This is a genomic window from Butyricimonas faecalis (genome assembly GCF_003991565.1).
In the GTDB taxonomy this organism is placed as follows: Bacteria; Bacteroidota; Bacteroidia; order Bacteroidales; family Marinifilaceae; genus Butyricimonas; species Butyricimonas faecalis.
The window spans coordinates 2,707,979-2,728,222 of record NZ_CP032819.1; the positions used below are offsets into that span (position 1 = coordinate 2,707,979).

Sequence of the window (20,244 nt, forward strand, 5' to 3'; positions counted from 1 at the left end):
CAGCGTGTTCTTCCCCTTGAAAAGGGGGCGTCAGAGGGGGTTAATCCAAAATCAATTCGCTTTGATTTTAAAGAACAACGAATAGAATACCGGCAAGATTACCAGGGTAATCACCGTACCGATAAACAATCCGCCCATGATCGTCACGGCCAAAGCCCCGAACATATCATCGTTAATCAAGGGAATCATACCCAGGATCGTGGTCATCGAAGCCAGGAAGACGGGACGCAAACGAGAAGAGGAGGCATCCAGAAGAGCCAGGAAGCGATCTTTTCCCGATTGAATCTGTATATCCACCTCGTCGACCAGTACCACCCCGTTTTTAATCATCATGCCGACCAGTCCCAAGGCGCCAACGATCGCCACGAAGCCAAATTCCTTTCCGGCCAGCAACATGCCCAAGACAACACCGATAATCGCCAACGGCAAACAAAGAATGATCATCAGCGGTTTCTTGAAATCCTTGAACAAGGCGATCAGGATGGCCAACACCAGAACAATTCCCAACGGTACATTTTTGAACAAATACTGTTTGGATTGCGTGCTTGCCAAATACTCTCCTTGCCATTCCGTGGAGTAACCGGGCGGGATGTTCAATTTTTCGATCTTGGGCAACAAACTGTTCCGCACGTCGTTTGCCGTATAGCCGGGCGCGTTATTACATTGTGCCGATATCGACCGCTGCCCGTTGTAACGCCTGACGACCGGGACTTCCCATGAAGCCGCGATGCCGTTTGTGGCTTGGTTCAAGGGAGTGGAGCCTGCCACGGCGGTCATCACCTCATCCGTCGATATCATTCCCATCATCAATTCCTTGACGGTTTCCAGGTTCAGCACATTCGTCGAAGGCACGAGGCTCCACACCGGAACATTATTCAACCGCCCGGGACGTAACCCGTCTTCTCCCATGCTTTTAATATAAATCGGCAAATCATGTTCCCCCTCGTAATATGACCCGACAGGCAACCCGTCCGTGGTGGCCAGCAAAGCCAACCCGACGTCCTCCCGGGAAAGGTTGGCCACCCGGGCTATCGGTTGGTGATAGTTCACGTTCAGCACGGGTGTCATCGGTCCCCAGTCGTTGGTGACCAACATGGTCGTGGAATCCTCGTTCATCAACGCCTCCACCTCCCCGCACAATCGTTTCAAGACGGCAGGGTCCGGACCGGAGATCATGAATTGTACCGGATAATCCATGTACATCAAATTGTATTGTTTCATCCGGACGTATGCCTCCGGGTGATGTTCCGAAAGATATACCTGCAAGGAGTCTATATTCGCCTTCAGCGTCTCGGGAGAGGTGAAATCCACGATCAATTCCCCGTAACTCAACGCGGGTTCTGCCACCGTTCGTACCAGATTATAGCGGGAAGGTGTTCCTCCCAAACTTGTCGTAACGGCCGTAATCTCCGGACGACTGGTCAAATATTCCTCGATGGAATCCAAATTCCGTTTCACGGTCTGGGGATTCGTCCCGTAAGGCATTTTATATTCTATATACAACTGGTTATAACTCAAGTCCGGGAAAAATCCCTGTTGCACGAAGCGGAACAGATAGATGCTGACAACCAGCAACAGGACGATCCCGCCAATCACCCCTACCCGGTGACGCACGGAAAACTGCAACGTCTTGCGGAATGCCCGGTAGACGCGGGTGTCATACATTTTCGTTTCATCTTCCACCTCTCCCGGTTTTACCCGCAATCCCCGGTCCGCTTGTATCGGAACGTACGCCAAAGCGAGAATCCAACTCAACCACAAGGATACGGCCAAAACGATAAACAAGTCCCGGACATATTCTCCCGTGGTATCAGGAGATAAAAATATCGGTAAGAAAGTAAGAATCCCGATCGTGGTCGCTCCCAGCAAAGGCCAAGCTGTCTTTCTCGTGATATTCACCAAGGCTGCCGGCTTGGGTATTCCCTTCTTCAGGTCCACGAGGATCCCATCCGTGATCACGATCGCGTTGTCCACCAGCATTCCCATCGCCACGATAAACGAGGCGAGCGAAACCCGTTGCAATGTTCCGTGCATCATGTACAGCACGAGCAGCGATCCCAACACGACGATCACGAGGCCGGCCCCGATGATGTACCCGCTCCGGAATCCCATGAAAAGCATGACCACCAGGATCACGATGACTACCGATTCGATGAGGTTTACCATGAAGACGTTGATGGCACTTTTCACCCGTGCCGGTTGGAAGAATACTTTTTGAAAATCAATCCCCGCCGGAATGATATCTTCTTTCAACTCGGCCAGTTTGGCGTCCACTTTTTTCCCCAGTTGAAGTATATTCCCACCTTCTTCCATGGCAATCGAAATCGCGATGGCCGGCAAGGTATCGTATAACAATCCTTCCCGTTCCGGTTTCACGTAATCTTTCGTGACACGGGCCACATCCGACAAGCGGATTTGATCCTGTTCGTGCCCCTTGATCAAGAGGTTACGGATGTCGTCGATCTCTTTGTAAGCCCCGTTCACGTTCACCCGAACCCGTTTTTCCCCGCTATCGAAATAACCGGAGTAAACCGTTTTATTCTGCCCGTTCAGGGTCATGATTATTTCTGCCGGATGGACACCCATGTTGGCCATTTTGTCCTCCAAAAACTCCACGTTTATGCAGGCTTGACGTTCGCCATACACATCCACACTGCTCACCCCGTCAATATCCAGCACGGAACGACGAACCAATTCGGCGTAATCCGACATTTCCTGATAATCAAAGCCATCGGACGTCATGGCATAAAACATCCCGTACACGTCCCCGAAGTCGTCCATCACGATGGAAGGTTGGGCACCCTCCGGCAGTTGGGCTTGCACGCCCATGACTTTCCGGCGTAAGATATCCCATTTTTGCTGCAATTCCGCCAAGGGGACCGTACTGCTCAATTCTACCATAATTTCCGACACGTCATCCATCGAACGAGAGGAGACATGATCCAAGTCGCCCATCGAACGAATCGCTTTCTCCAATACATCCGTCACTTCCAGTTCCACTTGATAGGCAGAAGCACCCGGATAGGCCGTCACCACCATAGCCTGCTTCACGGTTATCGCCGGATCCTCCAACTTGCTCATCGTGAAAAACGAGTATATCCCCCCAACCACCAAAACGAAAACAAAGAAGTAGACAAAAGCTCTATTCTTTAAAGCGTATTCCGTAAAATTCATTGTATTTTGTTGCTTCGCAACGTTGCACGTTGACAGGTTGCACGTTGCAGGTTAATTTAGTTTTCAATATTTATAATAATTTGCCGACATTGGAAGAGGAGACAGGGGCTAGCAACCGTACTTTTTGCCCTTCCCTCAGGCCGTTCACCCCGGCGGAAACGATCCTTGTACCCGAGGCCAGATCCGATTCCACGATGACTTGCCCGTCTTTATCCAGTTCGACGACTTGCACGGGGTTCATTTTCACGGTCATTTGAGCCGTATCGTACACCCATACATAAGATTTATCCTCTTTTTGAAACAATGAAGAAATCGGGATGATGGACAAGCCTTCCTGCCCCGGTTCGAAACGGATGGTGACGCTGACGCTCATGCCTGCCGCCAAGTTCAATTTCTCCTCCGGTTTCATCCGGAAACGTACCCGGAAGAGTTGATTGTAATTCGCCTGTTGTGTTACATCCAGCAGCTCCAAGGGGATTTTTACACCCGGAAAGACATCCGCCTCACAATAGAATTCTTTGAAGCTCTCCCGGCGAACAAAATCACTGGACGGGATGTCGATATTCACTTCGTAGTAATCATTATTAATCATGGATAACACGGGAGTCCCGATGTTCACAATTTCGTGAGCATCAAAAAACTTTTTCTGAATATACCCGTCGAAAGGAGCCTTTAATTTCGTGTCGTTCAAGGCGTTCAGGTTGGCATGGTACAACGAGGCGATCCGCTGTTTGGCCGCCACGGCTTTGTCGTAATCATTGACGGGAACACTTTTCCGGTGATACAATTCGATCACCCGATCCGATTCTTCCGTCACCTGCGTGTACTCTGCTTTTGTTGCCTCATACTGCAATTTGTAATCCCTCGGATCTATCTCGGCCAACACGTCTCCTTTCTTCACAAATTCACCCACTTCAGCGTTGAAACGTAGAATAGGTCCCGCCACCCGGAATGCCAACTGCACATCTGAAGCCGCTTTGATTTTCCCCGGATAGGTCGTACTACACTCCCCATCATACTTCTGCACTTCTGCCGTCTTCACCAGTTGCGAGATTTCCAAGCCCGGAGCAGCTCTCCGACAAGACATCGCAACGAGTAAAACTCCCGAGACAGAAGTCCACTTCAATACCGAAAACACTGTCTTATTCATATATATAAACTTTTAAATCGAGTATATATACTCAAAAGACCGTGTTAAAGTTTCTATAAAATCATTTATCCTCCCTATAGACCCATTTGATTGCATCGCCCAGAAGCACCTGATTCTTGTCGCCTTGGTCCGTCAGCACGATTTTACATTCCCCGACAGGCAGCCGGAAAAGCCCCAGGGAGACCCACCCCACCTGTTCTTTAATATCAGCGGAGACCTCCTGCTTCTCTCCTCCAAAATTCACGATGTAATGCTGTTTTATTTCTTCCGACTCCGTTTTTGAAACTGCCGAATATGATACAGAGATGTAACCACTTCCTCTGCCACCTCTCTCCCGTTCCTCAATTCGATGCGCAAGAACTTTCGGGGGGATGTACGCCAATATCTCGTACTCACCTTCACACTCAATCCGGACCGTCCATTCCATCGTCACCTTACTTCCCTGTAACATAAAGGCGTGAGTCAATTTATTCAATCCATAAGCCTCGAAATTAATCATGTGTTTCGGAACGACTTCAACCCCGTCCCTTATCGTAAGATTCGTCCCCATTTCATACTTCAATTCTTTTAAAGGAGAGATCAGATTTTTCAAGCGTTTCCGAGAGGAAGGAGAGATTAATTTAAAATTTTCATCCTCGTTATCCACGATCATTTCCCCGGTAGCCGGCATAAAATAGGAACGATCCAGGTCTTTCACGAATTCCGTTGTATCCGTCGTTTTTGATTTACTCATCATTCCCATCGCATAGAAGCTGACCGGGAGGTTATTCGATATATTAGTATTAAACATGATTGACATTCCTCTCATCACGACGGCAATCTGTTTGCCGGTTCCCGCTTTAATCAAAAAATTCCGGGCAGAGGCTCTCTCGTCACCACTATCCTGCCTACGCGCATTTACTCCTCCCAAATACATTTCCCGAGCCTCGAAAGAAACAACTCCGTCAACGTCACTGTCATTAAAAACACTTGCCGATACCCGGTAGCGCATATCATTCCAATCTTGATCCGCAGGATACTCCGAGAACATAGCAGCAGAAAGGCCGTCGCCTTCATTCTCTTGAAATGTAATGTTTTCCACCTTGAAATCTCTGACAAAGAAAACGGGTATTTTACGATTCTCGTACCATTGGGGCAAAACATCCATCCAATCAACACCAAATTTTTTGATAAATTCCCGGTTCATCTCGTCAAATTCAACTTGTCGGAAACGATTCTCTCGAATAAACGTTGTCAGGAATTCTGTAATCTGTTTTGCGGGTATATTTTTCACGCTCAACAAACGCAACAATTCTTGCGTTCTCTCGTGTAGCAGCGTCGCGGTTTCGTAAGGATTATCCAACCGATCACGGAAAAGATCACCCACACTACGTCCGGCAAACCGTTCAGCTTGATCCTTATCCGTACTAGGAATAAAGAATGTAGTCGATTTTTTTAATGCATCCGTCAATATCGCATTTATTGCCGGATAGTCCACAGCATGCAGTGCCATCGTCTGTTCGTAGAACATGGGACTTATCGTGTATAAATTGCCCACGCCCGTTGTCTTATTACTCCACAAGAAAGAGTGGGACATCACCGAATACAACAACAATTTTGTCATGCTTATAGAATAACGGTACTCGGTCAAGAACATCGAAGATAAGGCCCTAATCAAATCAGTGCTAAGCATCTCCTCCGGGGAACCATAAGAAGACAGGAGCTCGGGTACCATCCGTTTCTTAAAAGCTGCGTCTGCCTTATAATCATTCCACATCCCGACTCCCCGTTCCGGCAGAAACAACATACCGGGCTGGGCCATCTCGCTTCCCCCTTTATTGGGACGGGCAAAACCGGAAAAAGAGATCGGTGTTTCCACCAATGTCAGTTGAGCATAAGGGTACGTGATCCCCATCCGTTCCTCCACGTTATAACGGGCATCCCGAATGACCGTAGGCATTGAATCCCGAATCTCCTCCAATCCCTGCAAAAGTTTACCATGCCCTTCAAAAAGATAAAGTTCATACAAAGTAGAGTCAACGAAAATATCATATTTTTCAAAATTCCCGATGCAAAGGCCCATTCCGGGCAACGGGATTTCGCTTGTGAAACAAACACTTCCTTCTTTCGTCTCCCGCTTTCCGGGAGCGATAACCACACGCCCGTCTGTCGATGTCACCTGCAACGAGTAAGAAGTAAAATCGGGCAAAGCATCATACGGGGATGCAGGATTCACCGATGGTCGGGCTACCGGATACCAAAGGCATTCCGGAGTGAGCACCGTGAAATGATCTCCCATAAAAGCAAACCTCTTTCCCGCGGTAGAGCTATGCCCAGGGATGGATTGCGGCCGGAATAATTTATCAAAGTCCACATCCAAATAACATACCCGTTCATCAATTCCTCCACGATATTCCACAACGAACTCCACTTCCTCGCCGGGCAACAATCTCCGGGCCACCCGAATCACTTGATTCTCCCGCTCAAATGTCACGTCAGTCCCACCTTCCTTTATCGAGGACACGACCAGGGCCGGGTTGAGGTAAAGAATCATTTCAGACAATTCTTGATTCCCTTGATTTTTAATAAGAAGAGTACTCTTCCCAGAGAGCACATTTCCCTTTTGCTCCACTTCCAAGGTATGCGAAATCACGTTGCCTTTCGGGAATTTTTGATATTTATTATACGTTGCGGCATAAAGTTCCCGCACCTTCTTCACGTCCTCCCGTACCAGGTAGACGACTCCCCCGCATAGTACCCCCAACACCAAACAACAGCTTGCCATGAGCATCACCCGCTTTCGGTTCACCGGACGATTCGGCAAGCGTTGAAACATCAACACGGCCCATCCCGCAAAACCCATTCCCACCAATAACCAACAAACCCGCTGCAGGAGATAAAGGGCCATTCCTGGATGTCCCGTCACTTCAGAAAAAGCATTCGGCAAAGACAATCCGAAGGGATCAAAAAGTCCTTCCCGCACTTTACCCAATTGAAACAGAAATACCCCAAATACAACCAAAAGGATCAATATGCTAAGCCCCCGGTGACGAAGCCACGTATGAATGAAGAAAGAGAACCCCAAGGCAAATACCAACGCAGGAAAAATCATCGTGAGCCAGTAAAAAGGGTAGATCCAGAAATTAAAAGGAGATTCACTCGCGAAAATATGTAACAACATCCCGATAACAAGCGAAACTCCTGCCATCGTCATAAAAGTTTTCGCGAATCCCAACATCATGCCCATCACGTAATCCGCGTTACTTTCCGGACGATAGTAAACCGTGTCCATCGAATCCATCTTCCTCTCCTTTCCTAAAAAAGTTCCCGCCAGAAAAATCAAGGGTACGATTTGCAACATTGTGAACAGATGGGCATTTTCATAAGGGAAGTATGACGATAAAGTCACCAACCCACTATTCACGCCCCCCATAATACCCGTCTGGGTCAAGAGCTGAAACAGCATGACCATCAGAAAAAGCAACAACAAGAACAGCCGGAACATCCAACTTCTCAATAACAATTTCGAATTATAACAAGCAACGGTTTTTAGGTTATGGATGTTCATAGCATTGTATATTAATTTGTAAGTAATAAGGCCACACATGAATATACAATGATACGAATAATAAAATTCAAACGCAAGCTATATTGGTAAATAAGGAATTTATCCCCTCCAACTCCCCCTTACACAGGGGGAGGGTTGATTACCAAGCGGTTTCCCCTCCTGGGTAAGGAGGGGCTAGGGGTGGTAGTCCGATGGGGATTAGCGTGTTAATCCTCCTCGGGCAATGATGCTTTATATTTGTCGAATTCCGTCCGATATTTATTCCCAGCAGCTTGAATGTCCCAACCGTATTCTTTGAAATACTTAATTATAATCTCGTATTTCAATGCCCGGGATTTACTGTTATCCAAGTAATCTTTTTTAATATTCTCGTACGATTCCATCACGAGTAAACGTAACCATTCTGAAAAATCCCCTTCGAAGGAACGAGAACTTCCCCCGGTGATATATCCCCCGTTTCGACATAGTTCAGCCACGGCGTTTCTATACTTGATGACATACGGACGACTGTTTACCTCGTCTTCGTCTTCATCATCCGCATCCGGATTTTCCTCTTTCCAGGCCTCCTCGTCTTTATCATACTCGTCACCCAATTTTTCGTAAGCCTCGCCCTTATCATAAGCCTTGCCACCTGCAGCAAATTCCTTCAAGGGTTCTTCCATGCGAGCCACGATCATTGAACCCAACTTTCGCCACACGCTCGAAGCCAACACGGAATCCTGATAATAATGGTTCACCGGGTCTGTCACCGGGATGGCCCCCTCCGTGGTATTAGGCCACATCAAAATTAAACGACTACGTCCCAACGCTTGCACCGGATAAATCCAGTAGAGAGAACCGTATTGTTTCACGTAGAAAAACTCCAACGGGAAAAATGCATTGGCATACTCTTTCGACACATTACTCAACAAGGCTTCCGAATAATTCAACACTTCAGGTATTTTCTCTTCTTCCAAATTCTCCGCTCCACGTATAGCAACAAAGGCATCTTGAGCCAGGATGGCATTTGTCAGCTCGTCGATACTATTAAAATGGGTGCGAACCCAAACCCCATAATCATTATACATCGCCTTTACCCGAGGATCGGCATTTTCATCCGGGGAAAACATATCAACAAGCCCCAAATTTTCCGTCGGAGACAATTTACTCTCCTTGTCACAACCACTCAAAAATAACACGAGAGTGGTCAATAGTAAATATATATTTCCAGATTTCATCATGATATTCTACATTTATAAATTTTAAACCAACTGTTTATCTAGGATTCAACGGCATATTGGGACTATTCTGTTGTTCCGACTCCGGGATTTGCAACACGTAACGCAAATCACCTTGTTCCAACGTGTACACTTGTCCATTCTCGTATGCATGTTGGATTTTCGGTTTACCCAATCTTCTCAAATCAAGCCAACGCATTCCACCGTCAAATGCCAACTCAACCCGGCGTTCTTCCAATACTCTTTGCAAGGCCGTCTCGTCGGTGAAGCTAGTATTATCCAACGCTACATAATCTCCTTTCTTGATGCGGGTTACCAGAAGCCGATTCAAGTCAGCAATAGCTAGATCTTTCTCACCCGTCCGAGCATAGGCTTCCGCACGAGTTACATAGGCCTCGCTCAATTTCAATCCGATATAATAACAATCACTTTGTTGTGTGGCAAACATCCGGTACACGGTGGGGCCTAGTTCCACGTAATCAGCACTTTCCATATCGGCGTTCGACTCGAATATATACCGCCTATAATCGACCACTTTCGAATTGCGCTTGCAAAGATTCAATAACTCTTCCGTCGGTTTAAAACGAGTTTTTCCGTAATAATAGGGATTTTGATTCGCTTTACCTCCCACGAAAAACAAGACTTCATTCCGATAGTCCGTGTCTATAAACCCATAATCAAAACTAAACGCGTTCGAAATTTTACTCAACCCGTCTAAATAGGACTGAATTTCATTCATATCAAACAAAGCTTTAGCGTCAATAACGTACGAGGCGGCCTGGATTGCCTCTTCATATTTATTCATGAACAAATAAACACGAGCCTTAAAAGCCTGCAAAGAGATATAATCAAAACGATACCTGCTTTTACTCTCCTTTCCCTCCAAATCTTTGGTTGCCTCATCCAAGTCTTTCTCGATCTGCTCCCACACTTTACCAACGGCAACACGCACGTTATTCTGGGTGTTCTGATGCACATCTATGGCACTCAATGGCATCGGGACTCCCGGTTTCTCCATGTTCTCCGTGGCATAATTCTCAGCATAAAGGTTCACGAGGTAAAAGTAACAATAGGCACGTAAAGCATAAGCCTCACCTCTCACCGTTTCAAACAAATTTTTCTCCTCGGCAGAAGGTATTTTCCCGGAAAATTCATCCAGCACGGTGTTCGCATAGTACACCGATTTGTACAACTGTCTCCAGTAGGCATCCTCAATCCCGTTATACTGGTGTGTCGCAGCCCAAATAAACCAAGGTTCGTATGATTTCGTCACAGATGCAGAAGCATTCAGGTTGGCATACACGTTATCGGTTGCCAAATCGGTGTTAATAAAGAAATCCGACGTCGGGTAACCACCCAATAAAACAGATTCGAAATCCTCCACGCTAACCGGTAGCATACTGTTTACCGGCTTTATATCTAGCAAATTACAACTACTTAACAACGTAAGTAGAATCAAGACGTGAGTATAAAATATCTTTTTCATAATCAATAACATTAAAATTGTACAGATAACGAGAACGAATATGTACGAGATAAAGGCAAATAGGTGTTCCCGAAAGAAACATTGGCACTACTTGTCGATCCATATTTCATGACCGCTCCCGTGGCCTCGGGGTCCTGTCCTTTCAACTTCGAATTTTTCCACACGTGAAGGTTGTTCCCTTGCAGCATGAAACGAATATTTTGAATGCCTAAATCCCTGAATTTCTTCAAGTTCAAATCATAACTCAAAGACATATTCTGTAACCGCACGAAATCACCTTTCACGGTTCTCAGATCACTATTATTATACATTGTCCCGTTGGACGGGTAAGGATAGAAGACGGCATCATCAAACTGGTTTGCCTCCAGTCTCGGTACATCCGTGAAAGCCTCGTCACCCGGTTTTCTCCATCTAGAAGCCCACTCTTTAGACATATTCTGCGTTGCTTCCGGATAAGCGAATGCTTGTCCATCCGTCATATTCCGTAAACGGATCACGTTTCCGAAATTCCCAACCAAGAGCACAGATAATGTTATATTCTTGTACATAAACGTGTTGGTAAAACCGCCTTGAACCAAGGGCATGGTTGTTCCGGAATACACCAACCCATCAATATTATTCATTCCCTTCAAAACTTTCTCTCCTTCCTCGTTATAGAACTGGGCACGTCCTTCTTCATTCAATCCGGCATACTTATACGACCACAGCCCGTTAATCGGTTTACCCACGATAGCAGCAGATGCATAATCCGTCCGTTGAGCGTTAGTCATGGAGCCATAACCCGGCGTTGAATATACATCCAGAATTTCATTATAGTTATAACCGAAATTGAAATTTGAGGTCCAACGGAAACCGTGAGTATCAATATTTATTGTATTTAAAGAAAACTCCCAACCGGTATTCTTCATGGAGGCCCAATTTACAGAAACTGACGGGAAGCCAGAAACCAATGACACCTGCTTGCTCCCTAGCAAATCAACTCCTTTTTTATAATAATATTCCAATGTACCCGCTATTCGACGATTAAACAGTCCGAATTCCAGCGCCAAATTGGTAGAATAATTCTTTTCCCATTTCAGATTTGGATTTTTCGGAGCAGAAATAATCAAATAATTCTCTTTTTTAATAGCATCTATCGTACCTACCCTCGCGACTAAATCAGCATAAGCATCTGCCACGTTTCCCTGACTACCGTAAGAACCTTTCAACGTTAGATAAGTCAACCACTGTATATCTTTCAAAAAATTCTCCTCTTTTACCTGGTAATTAAATCCGACTGACCAAAGCGGTTGGAAAAGATCATTCGTTTTCAATCCGAAACGATTGGAACCATCCGTACGGGCATTAAAACTTACCGTATAACGATTCTTGTACGTGTAACCGGCCACTCCAAACCAAGAAACAGCTGCCGTTTCATTCATACTTTCCGTCCAGTAGGGGACACCTAATTTAGCCATCAAGTCCAATTGCAGAATCTGTTGATGACCTCGATCGTGAGCGTAACCGTAGATTTGGGTTTTCTCCTCTTCATATTTAGAGGTTCGTATTTCCTGACCTACCATCACGTCAAAACGGTGATCTTCATTAATAACCGGCATGTATGAAATCTGGTTCCGGAAAGTGATCGAACTATTATTCGTCCCTTTGCCTTGACGGTATCCTCCATCATGCCATACCGGATCGAAAGTGGTGTTATCATACATATCTTTCTGCCGTGCTCGCACAAAATAACTATCCTCTGTAGCTATATCCACATCGGTCGTATTCGATTTTGAAAAAGAGAATAAACTGCTAAAAATCAAATCCGAGAATATTTTCCACTCGATATCTACAGTTCCTTTCAATCCAAAACTTTTAGATTTTCTCCATGCTTGCTCTCTATTTTCCAAGAAGTTAAATTTCAAATCATTATAATACATATAATTGAAATCACCATTCTCATCATAGGCATTATGGGCCCGGGTCGTGTAGATCGCCCATTCGTAGGGATTTTCACGCGAATCGGAAGCGAAGAAACTCTTGTTGTTGCGCATATTCACGTCCAGCATCCCACCGATTCTCAAATTATGTCTTAACTTCGCAAAAACTTTTGCCGCCATCGTATACGTATCCATCCCCACACTTTTGGCCGTGGCTTGCTCGTCCATATAACTACCAGAAAGATAGAATGTCGTAGTTTCCGATCCACCGGAAATACTAATGCTGTGGCGATGAGTTATTGAATTCCGGAAAAGATACTTGAACCAATCGGTATTCACCGTTTCCAACTGGTTCACTTTATCCTGAAATTGTTCCCAGTTCAATTTATGATCATTCACATCTATAAAATAACGCTCGAAATCGGAAACCGTTCCATATTGCCCGGCTTTGTTGGAAGAAGCCTTTAACAAACCTTGCGACAACATCTCCATGTTTACATCAATACGATCTTTGGAGTTCATCATGTAAGCATCTTTCAATTTCGGACGCATACCGATCGTGATACTTCCATTGTAAGTTACCCGGGTTTTACCGGCCGTACCTTTTTTAGAGGTAATCACGATAACACCGTTGGCAGCTCGTGTCCCGTAAATAGCAGTTGCCGCGGCATCCTTCAAAACGTTGATCGATTCGATATCATCCACGTTCACACCCCCGATACCGGATGCTATCAAATTTCTGTTATTCAAAAGATCATCTACACTGGCATCCACCGGATCTTCGAGAATAATCCCATCAACCACCCATAACGGCTGAACGTTACCACTGATCGTGGAGGTACCCCGAATTCGTATTTGCGGAACGGCTCCCGGAGCCCCTGAAGTACTCACGATGGTCATACCCGGTACCTGTCCTTGTAATAACTTATCAATACTTGGCTGGTTCACCATACGCAAACGGTCCATGTCCACCGTGGTAATAGAAGAGGTCAATTTACGACGTTCAATTTTCTGGTAACCGGTCACAACCACCTCTTCCATTTCGCTCACGTCTTCTTCCAACACCACGTTGATTTTTTGCTGCCCCGTGTAAGCCACCGTTTTCGTTTTCATCCCGACAAACGAGAATTCCAAGACGATCGACTGCTGATCAGGGATAGACAATTTATAGGTTCCGTTTATATCCGTGGCCGTACCTAAACCGGTTCCTTTCATCAGAACGGTTACACCCGGTAGCGGAGCGTTATTCTTATCCACCACCTTACCCGAAATCTCCACGGATTTCACGTTTACCTGTGCCTGAACTAAATTCATCGTCCCCGCTCTACCCAACAGAGGAAAACTCAATAACAAAAACATCAACAAACGGGAGAAGCAGAGTAGAGTCATTCCTCGCAACCGTAACATTCGATTAAAAACTTTCCTGTCATAAGTTTTTTTCATAACTTTGATCGTTAATTAATTAATAAAATTGATTTACACAAGAAGGTGATATTCAAAGTTTTCGAGGCAGAGAATACACCTTCTATTTCATTTTTCTGTTTCTTATTTGGCTATCCACATTTCATTACTATTTGATATGACACCCTCACCCTTTATCTTGCAAGACAAAGATTTCACCTAACCGGCAAAAAATACAAAGATCAAAACATTCCTACATTCGAATGCTTTACCAGCCGATCTCATCACAAGTAAACGCTAAAAATCAACGAAAAATGGAAGTCGGATCAACAACTTCCCGCACAAAAATATGATCACGATTTCCCCTCATAAGTTTTTGGTTTCAAGATTAGGACGAAAAAAAACGGTTTCGCCTTTCCCGTTGCTCTTCACCCTAAGGCAGTGGACGCATTAACGTTCCAACACGGAGGTACGAAACCGCCGTATGAAGATAACAGGCATAAAAAATGCCTGTCATGAATTGGCAGGTTCTCCCCTGCCTTAGGATATGAAGAGCATCACAAATATACATAGATTTTTATTAAAAACAAGTATCGCTTCACAAAAGCTCATTTATTACCTAAACCCACATCCGAACTTATTACTAAAAAATGAGGCTTGCTCAAAAGCAAGCCTCATTTTTTATAGCCGTCCCGTCGCTTTCAAGTACCTCGTTTCGCTCAATCGCAACTCCGCTTTCGCATCAATCCAATCACTCCACGCTTTCTGCCACTGGGCTTGAGCCTCCATATAGTTTGTAATCGTTTCCAACCCTACTTCGTACTGATTTTTGCTCACCGTCAAGTTCTCCTCTGCCTGACTTAACGATTTACGGGTCAGTATAACCCTTGTATGGCAATCCTCGATATTATAGCGAGCCCGAGCAATCTCCAGAAGCATCATTTGAGTCATCTCCTCTTTTTTCAATTGACTCATCTCCTGTTCTGCTTTCATTGCTTTAATTTTACCCCGGCCTTCGCCCCAATGGTAAATCGGAATCTTCACGGAAGCTATTGCCATGAAAGAAGCCAAGTTCTCCGTCTGTCCATTCAGAGATACTCCCCCGGAATATCCATAAGAAGCGGACACTCCCACTTCCGGCAAGAAATCGGAACGGGTCAACGCCACCTGTTTTCCCTTCAACTCCACATCTTTCTCCAACAAATTATATTCAGGGCGCTGTTGCAATCCTTCTCCGGCATTCAATACCCCGGGAGTCACCTCCGCGTACAACGAATCACTTACCTGTATCGTCGAATGGAGGTCTATCCCGATCACCCGGCAAAGATTCATTCCTGCTAAAGCCTTCCCGTTCTCTGCCTTTTGCAACATCAATTCGGCCTCGTTTAACTTTACCTGCGCCTTCAACAAATCGTTGCGGGAAGCCATTCCCGTTTCGAAAGCATCCGTCAAATTTCGCACCAACTCATTGACCACCGCTTTGTATTTCTGGGCGGAAGTCACCAGTTCCACCACCCGCAAGTATTGCCAGTAAGCCTCATCCACCTCAGTAATTACTTCCGCACGGGTATACTGCTTATTCAATTCGGACATTTCCTTTCCAATGGTAGCCATACGGTAAGCTGAACGAATCTTACCTCCCATATAAATCGGTTGCTCCAACATCGCCCCTGCCGAATAAACCCCTCGTAATCCTAACTCCAATTCAATATCCGGCATAAAAGCGTATGCTTTCGCCAAAGGCAACCCGTCCTTTCCCATCACCGGAAGTTTCGTTGTCGGATCAACATATAGATTATAAACCAACTCCCTATTATCATCCAGTACGAACGTTGGCAAATATCCCCCGTCAATCGTGTATGAACTCTTTTTCTGTATATAAGCATACAACCCGGTCGCCGAGAGTTTAGGTAAGAAATTCGCACGATAAGCTTTTCGCTCAAATTCCGCCTTTTCTCCCTGCTTCGTGGCTATCGACATCTTCTTACTACTCTCTAAAGCCATTTCCCGACATTTCTCCAAATTCAAAGAAACCTGTGCTTTTACCGGAGAAATACCTAAAACCAATAATATTATTAACAGACCTTTCATAATAACCATCTAACTTATACTATCACTTTTCTTCTCTTTAAAGAATATCGCGTACAACACGGGAATAAATACCAACGTGATCACTGTTCCTACCAACAAACCGCCCATAATTGTAACGGCCATCGAACCAAACATATCGTCACCCAGTAAGGGAATCATTCCCAATATCGTCGTCAAAGATGCCATCATCACCGGTCGGAAACGAGAAGAAGAAGAATCCAGCAGCGCCTGTGTCTGATCTTTTCCGGAAGCAATCTGCAACCCGATCTCGTCCAGTAGAACCACCCCGTTCTTTATCATCATTCCAACCAACCCCAACGCACCGACAATTGCCACGAAACCAAACTCCTTACCACTGATCAACATGCCCAACACAATCCCGATAGCTGCCAACGGCAAACAACAGAAAATAATAATCGGTTTACGGAAATCTTTAAACAACATGATCAGTATCGCGATCATCAAAATAACAGCCAACGGGATATTGGCAAACAAATATTTCATCGAATCATTACTTGCCTTACGTTCCCCCAACCATTGCTTAGCGTACCCTTCCGGCAAAGTAATCGTGTCCACCTTCGCCACGATCAACGAACGAGCGCTCTCTGCCGTATAGCCCAAAGCATTATTACATTGCGCTCTCATCGCCCGCTGCCCGTTGTAACGTCGCACGACGGGATCCTCCCACTTCAAGGAAACACCTTGCGTGGCTTGATTCAACGGAATAGAACCGATACTTTGTGATAGTAAATCCTCCCCGGACATGGTTCCCATCAACAATTCTTTCAACGATTCCTCGTTCAAAGCCGCCGTCGAAGGCAACACACTCCACACGGGAATATTATCCAGCGCTTCCACTTTCTCCCCCTCACTATCCACGCTCTTCATGTACAAAGGCTTTGCATGTACACCCTCGTAAAAAGAACCCACGGGCATACCATCCGTGGCCGCCAGCATCGACAAACCGACATCCGAACGGGAAAGTCCCACGGAACGAGCTATCGGCTGGTAATAATTCACCATCAGCGTGGGAGTCATCGGTTCCCAATCGTTCGTCACCAAAGTGATTGCCGGCTCGTCGCGCATAATCTGTTCCGCTTTCGCGGTCAACTCTCTCAACACGGCCGGGTCCGGACCGGTAAACATCAACTCGATCGGGTACTTTTTGTACATCAGGTTATATCGTTTCATCCGCACGTAAGCATCCGGGTAATGAGCCGTCAGGTAATCCTGTATCTCGGTCATTGACGCTTTCAACTCTTCCGGGGTCGTGTAATCCACAATCAACTCCCCGTAACTCATCGTGGGCTCCGCGATAGAACGCACCAGATTATAACGAGCCGGAGTTCCACCGACACTCGTTGTAACATGAGTAACCTCCGGACGGCTCAACAAATAATCCTCTATTTTCGCCAAATCCGACTCCACCCGTTCTACCCGGGTACCTTCCGGCATTTTAAATTCAATATACAACTGCGTGTAACTCAAATCTGGGAAGAATCCCTGCGGGATATAACGGTACAAGAATGCGGTTATCGCCAACAAAATGACCACCACCCCGATTGCCATGGACTTATGCCATAACATAAAGGAAAGGAATTGCCGGAACAACCGGTATATCTTACTATCATACAAATTCTCGTTCGTTTTCTTCGGCTTCACTTTCAAGGAATGATCCGCGTGAATCGGAATTTGCGTCAAGGCCAACACCCAACTCAACAACAAGGACACCGCCAACACGATAAACAAATCCCGCACATACTCACCCGTCGTATCCGGGGAAATAAAAATCGGGAAGAAAGCCAATATGGCAATCAACGTGGCTCCCAACAAAGGCATGGCCGTCTTCTTCGCTATATTCGTCAACGCCGCCGGACGTTTCACGCCCCGCTCCAAATCTACCAGTATCCCGTCGACAATCACGATCGCGTTATCCACCAGCATTCCCATGGCAACAATCAACGATCCCAGTGAAACCCGTTGTAAGGTACCGTCAAAAAGATAAAGTACCACGAACGACCCCAACACGATAATCACCAATCCCGTACCGATAATCATCCCACTTCTGAATCCCATCGTAAGCATCAACACGAGAATCACGATTACCACGGATTCCACCAAATTAACCATGAAAACATTAATGGCCTCCCTCACCCGATCCGGTTGAAAGAACACTTTCTGGAAATCAACGCCCACCGGAATCCGAGACTCTTTCAATTGCTGCAGTTCCCGATCGACTTTCTCTCCCAAGGTAATAATGTTTCCCCCTTTTTCCATGGAAATTGCCAACCCGAAAGCTTGCTTGCCATCATACTTCATCCCGTTACGAGCCGGGTCCTCATACCCTTCCGTGATGGAAGCGATGTCCCGCAAACGCAACTGATCATCCTCGTGTCCCTGTATAATTAAATTCTTGATATCCTCTATCGACTTATAGCTATCATTAATAGCTACCCGCAAACGCTGATCCCCGCTATTGAAATAACCGGGATACACCGTCTTGTTCTGACTATTCAACGTGGACAACACCTCCATCGGGTGAACACCCAGATTAGCCATCTTATCCTGCATCATCTCGATATTGATACACGGGGTTCGATTTCCATAGATTTCAACACGGCGTACCCCCTCAATATCCTGCAACTCCCGTTTCACCAACTGGGCATAATCCAACAACTGTTCGTCACCCACCCCGTCGGTTGTTATGGCATAAAACATTCCATACACATCCCCGAAATCATCCATCACCACGGAAGGACGTACCCCATCGGGCATTTGTGCTTGTGCATTTGTCACCTTCCGACGCAGGATATCCCATTTCTGCTCCAACTCGTCCGGGCTCACCGTACTCTCCAACTCCACCGTGATCAACGACATATCCGCCATGGATTTGGATTCAATACTACCGATTGCACCCATCGAACGAATCGACTTTTCCAATACATCCGTCACCTCCAACTCCACCTGATGAGCAGAAGCCCCGGGATATACCGTAACCACCATCGCCTGCTTTACCTTGATTTCCGGGTCCTCTAACTTACTCATTGAATTAAAGGCAAAAATACCTCCAATCACCAGCACTGCAATAAAAAACTTTACCAGTGCCCTATTATTTAATGCATAATCCGTTAAATTAGTCATATCAATTACTTCGTAATGTTACAGGTTACAAGTTCTAAAATTAAAGCAGTTTCCCTATGTTTGTTTTAGAAACCGGTTTTAATAATTCCACGGACATTCCCTCCTTCAAGCTATGCACGCCGGCAGACACAACGATCTCTCCGGCAGCCAATCCTTCGGAAACAATCAACTCACCTGTTTTCAACAATCTACTCAACTGGATCACACGTTTGGTCACGCTTTGAGTTTTCGGGTTATACACCCACACGGCGGATGCCCCGTTTTCTTCGAACATCGCGGACAACGGAATCACCGTCAATACCTCCTCGTTCGGGTTGTACTCGATCGTCACGTTCACACTCATCCCGGCAGCAATATCCACTCCCGGCACGGGTTTCAGACGCAGACGCATCCGGTACAACTGATTCAAGTTCGCCTTCCGGGTAATCTCGATCAACTCCAACGGGAAAACTTGTCCCGGGAACACATCAATCGTACAAGAAAATGACTTGAACAACCCCTGACGCACGAAATCACTGGACGGGATATCAATATCCACGTCAAAATAATTACTATTAATCATCGACACCACGGGATAACCGGCAGATACCGTCTCGTGAGAATCATAATACTTTTTCTGAATATACCCGTCAAAAGGTGCTGTCAGACGAGTATCTGCCAATGCATTCTTATGTGCATTATACTTTGCCGTAATTTGCTTGAGTCCGGACACGGCCTTATCGTAATCATTCGCCGGAACACTCCCCCGCTTATACAATTCAATAACCCTTCCGGCCTCCTCTTTCACTTGATTGTATTCCGCCTCAGTCGCTGAAAGTTGAATCTCGTAATCCCTCGGATCGATCTCGGCAATCAATTCTCCTTTCTTCACAAAAGCCCCCACCTCCGGCAACACAGCCCGGATAGGTCCGGCTACCCGAAATGACAACTTCACCTCCGAAGCTGCCTTGATCTTCCCCGGATAAATAATCGACAATTCTCCTTGGTAACTTTTCACCGTATCGGCCTGTACCGTAGCTTTACCGCGGTCCTGTTTCGTTTGAGAATTTCCGCAGGCACACATTAATAAAATCAACCCAAATAAAGAAAATACAACACCTTTCATCATTTTTCTATTT

9 protein-coding genes are annotated in these 20,244 nt (G+C 45.9%); all 9 read right to left on the reverse strand.

The window, feature by feature from the left end:
- Positions 1–51: 51 nt before the first annotated feature.
- Positions 52–3,174: an efflux RND transporter permease subunit gene (locus tag D8S85_RS11895; protein ID WP_106480830.1), complete on the reverse strand. Its 3,123-nt coding sequence runs from the start codon at positions 3,172–3,174 to the stop codon at positions 52–54.
- 70 nt (positions 3,175–3,244) lie between these two features.
- Positions 3,245–4,324, reverse strand: coding sequence for an efflux RND transporter periplasmic adaptor subunit (locus tag D8S85_RS11900; RefSeq protein WP_106480831.1), 1,080 nt, complete (start codon positions 4,322–4,324; stop codon positions 3,245–3,247).
- Positions 4,325–4,385: 61 nt separating this feature from the next.
- Positions 4,386–7,871 (reverse strand): ABC transporter permease/M1 family aminopeptidase, encoded by a 3,486-nt coding sequence (locus tag D8S85_RS11905; protein ID WP_127075107.1) that lies wholly within the window; start codon positions 7,869–7,871, stop codon positions 4,386–4,388.
- A 206-nt stretch (positions 7,872–8,077) separates the two neighbouring features.
- On the reverse strand, positions 8,078–9,091 hold the full coding sequence (locus D8S85_RS11910) for a hypothetical protein (protein WP_127075109.1): 1,014 nt from the start codon (positions 9,089–9,091) through the stop codon (positions 8,078–8,080).
- Between the two features lie 34 nt (positions 9,092–9,125).
- On the reverse strand, positions 9,126–10,574 hold the full coding sequence (locus D8S85_RS11915; protein ID WP_158641562.1) for a RagB/SusD family nutrient uptake outer membrane protein: 1,449 nt from the start codon (positions 10,572–10,574) through the stop codon (positions 9,126–9,128).
- Positions 10,575–10,585: 11 nt separating this feature from the next.
- Positions 10,586–13,936, reverse strand: coding sequence for a SusC/RagA family TonB-linked outer membrane protein (locus tag D8S85_RS11920; protein WP_106480835.1), 3,351 nt, complete (start codon positions 13,934–13,936; stop codon positions 10,586–10,588).
- A gap of 639 nt (positions 13,937–14,575) precedes the next feature.
- Positions 14,576–15,985, reverse strand: a complete 1,410-nt coding sequence (locus D8S85_RS11925) for a TolC family protein (protein ID WP_106625083.1) — start codon at positions 15,983–15,985, stop codon at positions 14,576–14,578.
- 9 nt (positions 15,986–15,994) lie between these two features.
- Positions 15,995–19,126, reverse strand: a complete 3,132-nt coding sequence (locus D8S85_RS11930) for an efflux RND transporter permease subunit (protein WP_106480836.1) — start codon at positions 19,124–19,126, stop codon at positions 15,995–15,997.
- A gap of 40 nt (positions 19,127–19,166) precedes the next feature.
- A complete protein-coding gene (locus D8S85_RS11935) occupies positions 19,167–20,234 on the reverse strand; it encodes an efflux RND transporter periplasmic adaptor subunit (RefSeq protein ID WP_127075111.1) in 1,068 nt (355 codons plus the stop codon).
- Positions 20,235–20,244 lie beyond the last annotated feature (10 nt).

What these genes read in the sequence shown, in the direction of transcription:
- D8S85_RS11900 (WP_106480831.1), bottom strand. Translation starts at nt 4,324, where the DNA reads ATGAATAAGACAGTGTTTTCGGTATTGAAGTGGACTTCTGTCTCGGGA.
- D8S85_RS11915 (WP_158641562.1), bottom strand. Translation starts at nt 10,574, where the DNA reads ATGAAAAAGATATTTTATACTCACGTCTTGATTCTACTTACGTTGTTA.
- D8S85_RS11925 (WP_106625083.1), bottom strand. Translation starts at nt 15,985, where the DNA reads ATGAAAGGTCTGTTAATAATATTATTGGTTTTAGGTATTTCTCCGGTA.
- D8S85_RS11910 (WP_127075109.1), bottom strand. Translation starts at nt 9,091, where the DNA reads ATGATGAAATCTGGAAATATATATTTACTATTGACCACTCTCGTGTTA.
- D8S85_RS11895 (WP_106480830.1), bottom strand. Translation starts at nt 3,174, where the DNA reads ATGAATTTTACGGAATACGCTTTAAAGAATAGAGCTTTTGTCTACTTC.
- D8S85_RS11930 (WP_106480836.1), bottom strand. Translation starts at nt 19,126, where the DNA reads ATGACTAATTTAACGGATTATGCATTAAATAATAGGGCACTGGTAAAG.
- D8S85_RS11905 (WP_127075107.1), bottom strand. Translation starts at nt 7,871, where the DNA reads ATGAACATCCATAACCTAAAAACCGTTGCTTGTTATAATTCGAAATTG.
- D8S85_RS11920 (WP_106480835.1), bottom strand. Translation starts at nt 13,936, where the DNA reads ATGAAAAAAACTTATGACAGGAAAGTTTTTAATCGAATGTTACGGTTG.
- D8S85_RS11935 (WP_127075111.1), bottom strand. Translation starts at nt 20,234, where the DNA reads ATGATGAAAGGTGTTGTATTTTCTTTATTTGGGTTGATTTTATTAATG.